Here is an 8,836-nt window from a genome sequence, read left to right as displayed (position 1 = left end):
CGTGGGGTGGTGGGGGCCCACTTGCGGGGCGGGGGGGGGGGGGCCCGCCCCCCCACCACGGCACCGACGAAGGCGCCGGGTGGGCTGGAGTTCCAGCTCACCCGGCGCCTTGCGTCGTACGCGACGCGCGACCCGTGCCCGCTACTACTGGCCGGGCCCGCGCCGCCGGGCGCTCTCCGGGTCGCTGGCCAGCCGCTCCAGGACCGTGTCGGTGGCCTGTCGGGCCACGCTCTCGGCCACCGCGTCGCTGACCGCCCGCTCCGCGTCCCGCTCCCGCTCGGCGCGCTCGCGCTCGGCCTCCTCGGCCTCCATCTCGGCGATCACGTCGATCGGCGGCGGCGCCTTGGCCAGGAAGATCCAGGTCAGGTACACGCAGAGCAGGAAGGGCGGGATGCCCAGGGCCACCTTGACCCAGCCGAGCTGGGTGGCGTCCCCCCACCAGTACAGCGGGAAGAGGATCGCCGACTTGCCCAGCAGGATCAGGCCCCAGGCCCAGGTGGCCCGGGTGTAGGCGCGCAACCGGCCCGGGTTGCGGGTGCGCCAGGACAGGTTCTCCTTGAGGATCGGCCCCAGCAGCACGCCGATCAGCGGGAACCGGAAGACCGCCGAGAGGAGGTAGACGACGGCCAGCCCGAGGGTGTACAGCATCCCCGGCAGGTAGAAGTTCTTCGCGTCGCCCGACATCATCGCGAAGACGGCGCCGAAGGCGACTCCGAAGACGCCGCTGAAGGCGTGCTTGAGGGTCTCCTTGCGGGCCAGCCGGGCCACCGCGAGCAGCACCGTCAGCGCCAGGGCCGCGAGGGCCGCGACGTGGATGTCCCGCTTGATCGTGTAGATGAGGACGAAGACCAGTCCGGGCACAGTGGTGTCCACCATGCCGCGCAGGCCGCCGAACGCCTCCAGCAGCGCGGTGTCCGCCGCCGCCTTGCTCCGCGCCGCGTCCGTGTCGGCCGCGGCGCCCTGGTCACCCGGGGTCGGCGGGGCGTCGCCCGCCCCCCGTGCGGCCTCGTCGAAGGCCCGCTTGTCGTCAGACGTCACCCGCTACTCCTGTCCGAGCGGTCGGAGTTCGTACTTGGGGTTGAACAGCACGCGTCGGCCGTGGCTCATCGATATGCGGCCGGAGGCGATGAGCCGGCGACCGGGCTCGACGCCGACGATGGAACGTCGGCCGAGCCAGACCACGTCCAGCGCGGCCGACCCGTCGAACAGCTCCGCCTCCAGCGCGGGCACACCCGCGCGGGGCCGCAGCGTGACGGTGCGCAGCGTACCGGTGACCTTGACGACCTGGCGGTCGCCGCAGTCGCCGATCCGGACGCACCCGGCGGCCTCGGCGTCCTGCCGCAGCTCCGCGGAGTGCAGGTCGTCCTGCGACGTCGACAGCCGGTCGAGGAGTCGGCGCAGCGGGCCGGCCGGCTTCTCGGGGCGGGATGGGGCACTCATACGGCCCAGGGTACCCGTGGCCCTCGTGGCCCTCACTGCTCGAAGCGGTAGCCCATGCCGGGTTCGGTGACGAAGTGCCGCGGGTGTGAGGGATCGCGCTCCAGCTTGCGGCGCAGTTGCGCCATGTAGACGCGCAGGTAGTTGGTCTCGGTGCCGTAGGAGGGTCCCCACACCTCCTGGAGCAGTTGCTTCTGGCTGACCAGCCGGCCCGCGTTGCGCACCAGCACTTCGAGCAGGTGCCACTCGGTGGGGGTCAGGCGGACGTCGTGGCCGTCGCGGTGGGCCTTCTTGGCGGCCAGGTCGACGGAGAAGCTGTCGGTCTCCACGAGCACCGCGTCCTCGGTGCGCCCGGTGGGCTCCGCGCGCCGCACCGCGGCCCGCAGCCTGGCCAGCAGCTCGTCCATGCCGAAGGGCTTGGTGACGTAGTCGTCGGCCCCCGCGTCCAGGGCCTCGACCTTCTCGTCCGAGGTCTGGCGCGCGGAGAGCACCAGGATCGGCACCCGGGTCCAGCCGCGCAGCCCCCGGATGACCTCGACGCCGTCCATGTCGGGCAGCCCCAGGTCCAGCACGATCACGTCGGGGTGGCGGGTGGCGGCCAGCTGCAGGGCGGTCGCGCCGTCGGGCGCGGCGTCGACCTCGTACTTGCGCGCCTTGAGGTTGATGACCAGAGCCCGCACGATCTGCGGTTCGTCATCGACCACGAGCACCCGACCGGGGGTGCGGGGTTGCCCCTCGGAAGAGCTCAGCATGGTGCCAACCTTTCCTGTCGGGTACGTACGCGCGTACGTACGGTGAGTGAGCGGATCACGAGATGACCGGGGCCGGGAGGGCGGGCGCGGTCGGCGGGCGGTCGGCGGCGCGCAGGGTGAGGACCATGGTCATGCCGCCGCCGGGGGTGTCCTCGGCGGCCAGGGTGCCGCCCATGGCCTCGGCGAAGCCGCGCGCGACCGCCAGGCCCAGGCCCACGCCGGCGCCGCGCGGGACGTCGCCGTAGCGCTGGAAGGGCTCGAAGATCCGGTCCTTGGCGCTGTCGGGGACGCCGGGCCCCCGGTCGGCCACGCGCACCTCGACCCGGGTGCCCAGCGCGCTGGCGGCGACCAGGACGGGCTGGCCGGGCGGGCTGTACTTGACGGCGTTCTCGACGATGTTGGCCACGCTGCGCTCCAGGAGTCCGGGGTCCACGGCGACCATCGGCAGCTCCTCCGGGACATCCAGGCTCACGCTGCCCTCGGGCACGCCGCCCAGGGCCATCGGAACGACCTCGTCCAGGTCGATCTCACGGATCAGCGGGGTGACGGTGCCGGTCTGCAGGCGCGACATGTCCAGCAGGTTGCCGACCAGGTGGTCGAGCCGGTCGGCGCCGTCCTCGATGCCGGCGAGCAACTCCGCCTCGTCCTCGTCCGACCAGGCCACGTCGTCCGAGCGCAGCGAGGTCACGGCGGCCTTGATGCCGGCCAGCGGGGTACGCAGGTCGTGGCTGACGGCGGCGAGCAGCGCGGTGCGGATGCGGTTGCCCTCGGCGAGCTCGCGCGCCTGCTCGGCCTCGCCCACCAGGCGCTGGCGGTCCAGGACGACGGCGGCCTGGGCGGCGAAGGCGGCCAGCACCCGGCGGTCCTCGGCGGGCAGCACCCGGCCGTTGAGGGCCAGGGCGAGGTGGTCGCCCACGGGCATGTCCACGTCGGCGTCCTCGGGGCGCAGCGGCATACCCGGGCGGTGGGGCGACGCGGCGTCGGGGTGACGGTCGGCGGCCGGGGTCGCGTCGCCGTCGCCGGTGGGGGACGCGGTGCCGGCGGCGCTGCCCGCGCAGGTCCACGGGGTCGTGTCGCTCTCGCGTTCCAGCAACGCCACCGACTCCATGCCGAAGGTCTCGCGGACCCGCTCCAGCAGGGCGTCCAGGCTGGTCTCCCCGCGCAGCACGCTGCCGGCCAGGAAGGAGAGGATCTCGGACTCGGCGCGCAGCCGGGCCGCCTGGTGGGTGCGCCGGGCGGCCAGGTCCACGACCGAGGCCACCGCGACGGCCACCGCGAAGAAGATCACGATGGCGACGATGTTCTTGGGGTCCTGCACCGTCAGGGTGTGGGTGGGCGGGGTGAAGTAGTAGTTGAGCAGCATCGAGCCGACCGCCGCCGAGGCCAGCGCCGGCAGCAGCCCGCCCAGCAGCGCGGCCAGCACCGTCAGGAACAGGAAGAGCAGGACGTCGTTGGCGAGCCCGGGGCCGTCGTGCAGGCCGGTCAGCAGCAGGGTGAGCAGCGCGGGCCCGCCGACGCCGGCCAGCCAGCCGGCCACGATCCGGGAGCGGCCGAGCCGCGCGCCCCGGGCGACGGGCAGGCCACGGCCCTTGGCCACCTCGCCGTGGGTGACGATGTGGACGTCGAGGTCGGGCCCGGACTCGCGGGCCACGGTGGCGCCGACGCCGGGGCCGAAGACGTACTGCCACGCCTTGCGGCGGCTGGAGCCCAGGACGATCTGGGTGGCGTTGACGCCGCGCGCGAACTCCAGGAGGGCGCCGGGGATGTCCTCGCCGATGACGTGGTGGTAGGTGCCGCCCAGGTCCTCGACCAGGGTGCGCTGGACGGCCAGCTCCTTGGGGGAGGCGGAGGTGAGCCCGTCGCTGCGGGCGATGTAGACGGCCAGCACCTCGCTGCCCGACCCCTTGGCGGCCATCCGCGAGGCCCGGCGGATCAGGGTGCGCCCCTCGGGGCCGCCGGTCAGGCCGACCACGATGCGTTCGCGCGCCTGCCAGGTGGAGCGGATGCGGTGCTCGGAGCGGTACTGCTGGAGGTACTCGTCCACCCGGTCCGCCGTCCACAGCAGGGCCAGTTCGCGCAGCGCGGTCAGGTTGCCGGGGCGGAAGTAGTTGGACAGGGCCGCGTTGACCTTGTCGGGCGCGTAGATGTTGCCGTGCGCCATGCGCCGGCGCAGCGCCTGGGGCGACATGTCGACCAGCTCGATCTGGTCGGCGCGGCGGACGACCTCGTCGGGCACCGTCTCGCGCTGGCGCACGCCCGTTATGGACTCCACCACGTCGCCCAGCGACTCCAGGTGCTGGATGTTGACCGCCGATATGACGTCGATGCCGGCCTGGAGCAGTTCCTCGACGTCCTGCCAGCGCTTGGCGTTGCGGGAGCCGGGCACGTTGGTGTGGGCGAGTTCGTCCACGAGCGCGACGGCCGGCCGGCGGGCGAGCACGGCGTCGACGTCCATCTCGGTGAACGTGGTGTCCCGGTAGTCGAGCTCGCGGCGGGCCACCGCCTCCAGCCCGTGCAGCATCACCTCGGTGCGCGGGCGGCCGTGGTGTTCGACGAAGCCCACCACCAGGTCCGTGCCGCGCTCGGCCCGTCGGTGTCCCTCGGAGAGCATCGCGTACGTCTTGCCGACGCCCGGTGCCGCGCCCAGGTAGATCCGAAGCTTGCCGCGTGCCATGTTCTCCATTGTCTTTCGTGCCGCGCCTCGTGCGTGCGCTCCGCCGACTCTACGACCAGGGAATCGGACAAACGGCACGGACATCGCGGCGCGGGCTGGTCTTGACACGGCTCTGACGCCGCCGCGCGCCCCGCTTACGCGCGCCGGCGCGCGGGGGCGCGCGAGCGGTGCCCGGCGGCGGAGGGGCGGCCGGCTCGTAAAGGAGGCGACGGACGGGCCGCGCCCTGCGAACATCGCCCGTATGGCTGATGCAGTAGTGGTTCACACCTCGGGGCTCGACTCCGCCGCGCTGGCGGCGGTGCGCGCCCTGCTCGACGACGCCTTCGAGGGCGACTTCGACGACGCCGACTGGGATCACACCGTCGGTGGGATGCACGCTCTCCTGTGGGAGGGCAGCGAGCTGATCGCGCACGGTTCGGTGGTGCAGCGGCGGCTGTTGCACGGGGGCCGGGCGCTGCGCGCCGGCTATGTGGAGGGCGTGGCGGTGCGGGCCGACCGGCGCGGCGTGGGCAAGGGCACGGCGGTGATGTCCGCCCTGGCCCCGGTCCTGCGCGGCGGCTACGAGGTGGGCGCCCTGTCCGCGTCCGACGGCGCCGACGTCTTCTACCAGCGGCTGGGCTGGCAGCGGTGGCAGGGGCCCACGTCGGTGCTCTCGCCCACCGGTGTGCTGCGCACGGAGGAGGACGACGACAGCACCTTCGTCCTCCCGCTGGGAGCCCCGCTGGACCTGGCCGGCGAGCTGACCTGCGACTGGCGCGAGGGCGACGTGTGGTGATCCCCCGGGGCCGCGCCGACGGGGCGGCGCGGCCGGGTGGTCAGGTCCCCTGGACGTGGTCCTCGGCGATGTGGCCGTCGCTCAGCTCCAGGACCCGGTCGGCCAGGCCGAGCAGGTTGGGGTCGTGCGTGGCCACCAGCGCGGTGACGCCCTCGCTGCGCACCACCGCGCGCAGCAGCTCCATCACCGCGAACCCGGTCTCGGCGTCCAGCTGGCCGGTCGGCTCGTCCGCGATCAGCAGCGAGGGGCGGTTGGCCAGCGCGCGGGCGATGGCCACGCGCTGCTGCTGGCCGCCGGACAGCTCCCCCGGCCGCTGCTCCGCGTGGTCGGCCAGGCCCACCAGGGAGAGCAGCAGCGCCACCCGCTCCTCCCGCTCGGCCGCCGGCGCCCTGCGCAGCCGCATGGGCACCCCCACGTTCTCGGCGGCGCTCAGGATCGGGATCAGCCCGAAGGACTGGAAGACGAAGCCGATGTGGTCCCGTCGCAGTCGCAGCAGCCCGCTCTCGCCGAGCCCGACGACCTCGGTGTCGTCCACGGTGATCTCGCCCCCGTCGGGGGTGTCGAGCCCGCCGATGAGGTTGAGCAGGGTGGTCTTGCCGGAGCCGGAGCGGCCCTTGAGGGCGACGAGTTCGCCGCGCGGGACGTCGAAGGAGACCCCGCGCAGCGCGTGCACGGCCGCCGGCCCGCTGCCGTAGGTGCGCCGCAGGTCCCGCACCCGCACCATGTCCGCCCGCTGTAGCGTCTGCTCGCTCATCGCCTGCCGCTCCCCTCCCGGCCCCCGGCCGGCCCGAACCGATCACGCCGACGCTACGTCATGCCTCCCTTGTCCGGACAGGCCCCACCTGCCACCGTTGTCTCACGCCGCCCGGGCCCGGGGGCGCGCGAGCCCGGTGGTCAGCCACCCACCAGGACGTTCTCGCTCACGCGGCCGGCCAGGTAGTTCTCGATGTTGCCGACGGTGGCGGCGATGATCTGGCCCACGGCGTCCCGGGTGAAGTAGGCCTGGTGCGAGGTGATCAGCACGTTGCGGAAGGTCATGAGGCGGGCCAGGACGTCGTCGGGCATCGCCTCCAGGGAGTGGTCGACGTAAAAGACCCCGGCCTCCTCCTCGTAGACGTCCAGCCCCACCCCGTCGAGCCGGCCCCGCTTCAACGCGGCCACCAGCGCCCTGGCGTCGATCAGGCCGCCTCGGCCGGTGTTGACGAGGATGGCCCCGTCCTTCATCCGGGCCAGCGCCGCCGCGTCCACCAGGTGGTGGGTGGCGGGCACCAGCGGCACGTGCAGGCTGACCAGGTCGGCCTCGGCGAAGAGGCGGTCGGCCGGCACGTACGTCATGCCCAGGGCCCGGCAGTCCGGGTTCTCGGCGGTGTCCCAGCCGAGCAGGCGCATGCCGAAGCCGTGTGCGACGCGCGCGAAGGCCGCGCCGATCTGGCCGGTGCCCATCACCCCGGCGGTGCGGCCGTGGAAGTCCCAGCCCATCAGCCCGGTCAGCCGGAAGTCGAACTCCCGGGTGCGGCCGACGGCGGGCACCGTGCGGCGGTTGAGGGCCAGCGCCAGCGCCCAGGCGAACTCGGCGACCGCGTACGGCGAGTAGTGCGCGACGCGCGCCACCGTCAGTCCGAGTTCGCGGGCGCGCGCCAGGTCGATGTTGTTGTGGCCGGTCGAGCGCTGGGTGATCAGCCGGGTGCCGCCGGCGGCCAGCGCGGTGAGCACCTCGGCGTCCAGGACGTCGTTGACGCTGCTGCTGAGGATCTCGTACCCCTCGGCCACCGCCACCGTGTCCCGGCTGAGGAACGTCTCCCGACACCGCAGGCCGTACCGGTCGCCCAACGCCGCTTCCAGCAGCGGGCGTTCGTCGGTCAGCACGCCGAAGGCCACGACGTCCACGCGTGTCTCCTTCACCGCTGGGATGGGGGCGCGTCCGGCTGGCCGGGCGGCGCCCCCGCGAGCGCCGTTCGCCGGACACGGACGGCGGGCCGGGCGCGGACGCGTGGCGCGGGTGCGTGCGGCCTGGGCGCGCGGTCGGTCACGGGCCGGCGGGGTGACGGGGTAGCTCCCACCACCTACCCCCACAGCGTGACATATCGCTTCATATGTGGCGCAGCGGGGCGGTGGGGCGGATGGTGGAGGAGGAACGCGCGCCACGCGGCCCCGCGCGCGGGCGCGCCCAGCCATCGGACCCGGACGGGAGGGGCGGCGCACATGTCGGCGCAGCCGCTGGCGGCGGAATCCGTCGCGGAACTGGTCAGGGCGGCCGTCGCCGCCCCCTCCCTGCACAACGCGCAGCCCTGGCGCTTCGTCTACCGCGCCGCCGAGCGCGTCCTGGAGGTCCGTGGCGATCCCGAGCGCGTCATGCCCCACCTGGACCCCGACGGTCGGGCCCAGCACCTGGGGTGTGGCGCGGCGCTGTTCAACCTGCGCGTCGCGCTCGCCCACGCCGGCTGGGAGCCGACCACCGCACTGCTGCCGGAGCCGGCCGACTCCCGGCTGCTGGCCACCGTGCGCCCGCTCGGCCCGGCGGCCGGTGACGACGCCCTGGCCGCGCTGTGGCCGGCGATCGACCGCCGGCGCTCCAGCCGCACCCCCTTCTCCGCCGAAACCGTGCCCGAGGACGTCCGGGCGGGCCTACGCGCCGCCGCGCTCGCCGAGGGCGCGCGGCTGCTCTTCCCCGACGCCTGGCACGTGGAGACGCTGTTGGAGCTGGTCCGCGACGCCGAGGGGCGCGAGGGGGGCTACGGCGCCGACCCGGGGGCCGCCGCCGAGACGGCCCGCTGGACGGGTGTCCAGGGCGCCCGCGCCACGGCCGAGGGCATTCCGTCGTACGCCTTCGGGCCGCGCAAGTACGACGGCGGGGCCCCGGTCCGCGACTTCGCCGGCCGGCGGGAGGTGCCGGGACGGGAGACCGCGACCTTCGAGGCGGCGCCCCAGCTGGCCCTGCTGGGCACCGAGCGGGACCGGCCGCTCGACTGGTTGCGCGCGGGCCAGGCCCTGGAGCGGGTGCTGCTCCAGGCCACGCTCGACGGCCTGGCCACCTCGCTGACCTCGCACCCGCTGGAGTGGCCCGACCTGCGCTGGGCCGCGCGCGATCCGCTGTCCGCCATGGGCCAGGTGCACATGGTGCTGCGGCTGGGCTACGGCCCGCCCGGCCCGAGCACGCCCCGGCGCCCGGTGGCCGAGGTGCTCACCGTCGAGCCCTGA

8 protein-coding genes are annotated in these 8,836 nt (G+C 74.3%); 2 read left to right on the top strand and 6 right to left on the bottom strand.

The annotated features are described in order from the left end of the window. Positions 1-144 precede the first annotated feature (144 nt). Genes ACFVFR_RS06350 through ACFVFR_RS06335 form a run of 4 tightly spaced genes read right to left on the bottom strand, consistent with a single transcriptional unit; the run spans position 145 to position 4,863 of the window. Positions 145-1,038 carry a DUF3159 domain-containing protein gene (locus ACFVFR_RS06350; protein WP_383698512.1) on the bottom strand — a complete coding sequence of 298 codons (894 nt, stop codon included), beginning with the start codon at positions 1,036-1,038 and terminating at the stop codon, positions 145-147. A gap of 3 nt (positions 1,039-1,041) precedes the next feature. Then, positions 1,042-1,440, bottom strand: coding sequence for an OB-fold nucleic acid binding domain-containing protein (locus ACFVFR_RS06345; RefSeq protein WP_383698511.1), 399 nt, complete (start codon positions 1,438-1,440; stop codon positions 1,042-1,044). Positions 1,441-1,472: 32 nt separating this feature from the next. Beyond that, positions 1,473-2,189, bottom strand: coding sequence for a response regulator (locus tag ACFVFR_RS06340; protein WP_383698510.1), 717 nt, complete (start codon positions 2,187-2,189; stop codon positions 1,473-1,475). 55 nt (positions 2,190-2,244) lie between these two features. Next, on the bottom strand, positions 2,245-4,863 hold the full coding sequence (locus tag ACFVFR_RS06335; RefSeq protein WP_383698509.1) for a DUF4118 domain-containing protein: 2,619 nt from the start codon (positions 4,861-4,863) through the stop codon (positions 2,245-2,247). A 241-nt stretch (positions 4,864-5,104) separates the two neighbouring features. On the opposite strand from ACFVFR_RS06335, the gene ACFVFR_RS06330 reads away from it, so the two are divergent. Continuing rightward, a complete protein-coding gene (locus ACFVFR_RS06330; protein ID WP_383698508.1) occupies positions 5,105-5,638 on the top strand; it encodes a GNAT family N-acetyltransferase in 534 nt (177 codons plus the stop codon). A gap of 40 nt (positions 5,639-5,678) precedes the next feature. On the opposite strand, the gene ACFVFR_RS06325 is transcribed toward ACFVFR_RS06330, so the two are convergent. Beyond that, complete coding sequence (locus tag ACFVFR_RS06325) at positions 5,679-6,392, bottom strand: ABC transporter ATP-binding protein (protein WP_383698507.1); 714 nt, start codon at positions 6,390-6,392, stop codon at positions 5,679-5,681. 140 nt (positions 6,393-6,532) lie between these two features. Further along, positions 6,533-7,525 carry a 2-hydroxyacid dehydrogenase gene (locus tag ACFVFR_RS06320; protein ID WP_383698599.1) on the bottom strand — a complete coding sequence of 331 codons (993 nt, stop codon included), beginning with the start codon at positions 7,523-7,525 and terminating at the stop codon, positions 6,533-6,535. 315 nt (positions 7,526-7,840) lie between these two features. Here ACFVFR_RS06320 and ACFVFR_RS06315 point away from each other — a divergent pair, with 315 nt between their 5' ends. Further along, positions 7,841-8,836 (top strand): Acg family FMN-binding oxidoreductase, encoded by a 996-nt coding sequence (locus ACFVFR_RS06315; RefSeq protein WP_383698506.1) that lies wholly within the window; start codon positions 7,841-7,843, stop codon positions 8,834-8,836.

The sequence above is a fragment of the Streptomyces sp. NPDC057702 genome (assembly GCF_042799315.1).
In the GTDB taxonomy this organism is placed as follows: Bacteria; Actinomycetota; Actinomycetes; order Streptomycetales; family Streptomycetaceae; genus Streptomyces.
The sequence above is the reverse complement of the archived record's forward strand: the minus strand, read 5'-3'. Positions and strand labels throughout refer to the sequence as shown.